Origin of the sequence: Gudongella sp. DL1XJH-153 (assembly GCF_049310905.1) — a bacterium.
Lineage (GTDB): Bacteria > Bacillota > Clostridia > Tissierellales > Tissierellaceae > Gudongella.
The window spans coordinates 1-1,424 of sequence record NZ_JBMEMN010000078.1 but is presented as its reverse complement, the minus strand read 5'-3'; the positions used below and the strand labels follow the sequence as shown (position 1 = coordinate 1,424).

General features: G+C 39.3%; 2 protein-coding genes. Both read right to left on the bottom strand.

Features of this window, described 5'->3' with window-relative positions; genetic code table 11:
• A partial coding sequence (locus ACOEN1_RS13405; RefSeq protein ID WP_422487396.1) for an ABC transporter ATP-binding protein occupies window positions 1-411 on the bottom strand: 411 nt, incomplete at its 3' end.
• Window positions 412-712: 301 nt separating this feature from the next.
• On the bottom strand, window positions 713-1,424 hold a 712-nt coding region (locus ACOEN1_RS13400), incomplete at its 5' end, for a TolC family protein (protein ID WP_422487395.1).

The following is a 1,424-nucleotide window of genomic DNA, read 5'->3' as shown; positions in this document are numbered from 1 at the left end:
CCTTGCGATGGCAACACGCTGCTGCTCTCCACCAGACATCTGTGAAGGGAAGTGGTCTTTTCTGTCTCCAAGCCCAACAGTTTCAAGAACCTCACCTATATCAAGGGCATCCTTGCAGATTTCTGTTGCCAGCTCAACATTCTCTCTGGCGGTAAGTGTTCCCATAAGGTTGTAAAACTGGAAAACAAAGCCTACCTTTTCCCTTCTGTAGGCAGTAAGCTTTTTATCATTAAATCCGATGATACTTTCACCGTTCATATATACATTGCCCTCAGTAGGCTGGTCCATCCCTCCAAGAATATTGAGAAGTGTACTTTTCCCAGAGCCCGAGGGTCCAAGTATTACAGCAAACTCACCCTTCGTAATCTCTATATCAACATTTTTAACTGCAGCAACTGTAACCTCACCCATCTGGTACAGCTTGCTGAGATTTTCTGCCTTTATAATAATATTTTCGCTCAATTAGAGTCACCTCCTGCTTTTATGATAGCATGAATGCGTTAAAGTGAATAGATGTATTACTCTATATATTTCCAAAAACGAGAAAAATGCACAATTATCATTTTGATAACTGCGCATTTTAAACTCATTTATTTAATTCCTTATCTTTTCCATTGTGAACTGTGCATTGTGAATTGCTACGTGCCCAGCGATAGAATTTATGAAAATCTTTGATTTTACTGAAATTCATCGACAGGGTAAGAATTGGTTTTTAAAATCCTTTCCCAATTCCTATGCTGTATTTGTAATCCAACAAGGCCATGTTAAATGCATGAATCTGCTGTGCCAGATTTTTCTTGGCATTCATAAGATTAATATTTGCCTGTGCAACCTCTGTTGGTGTATTCTGACCAAGCTCAAAGCTCAGCTCAGCAATTCTTACTCCCTCGCTTGCTTGATATACAGCCTTCTCAAATGTAGCAATCTGCTTCTCGGCAGTTGTCAGGTTAACAACAGCACTTCTAACCTGCATTTCCACACCATTCTTGGCAGCCTGCAGGTTCATTTCAGAATTTAATATTTCCTGCTCCTGAGTTCTGTATCTGTAGGTATTAGGTGGGAATCTACTTAATGTAGCTTGTAGTATTAGTTCTTGTATTTCCAAGTTACTTTCAGCAATTAGTACATTGGAATTATTCTCAAGTCCAGCTTCAATAGCGGCTTCAAGAACTATAGGTTCATATTCTCTATACTCTATTGTATCAGTCAACTCGAATTCCTCATCAAGTGGCAAGCCTATTGTATTTCTGAAGCTCATCTTTTGCAGACCGTAATACATCTTGGCAGATTCATATCCACTTTGAGCCTGTGATAGGGATAATTCCAGTCCAAGAAGTTGCTGCTGAGATATCATGCCAACTTCATATCGAAGCTTACCATGTTCATATTGTTTTTGTACAAGTGCAAGGTTTTCTTCAGCTATT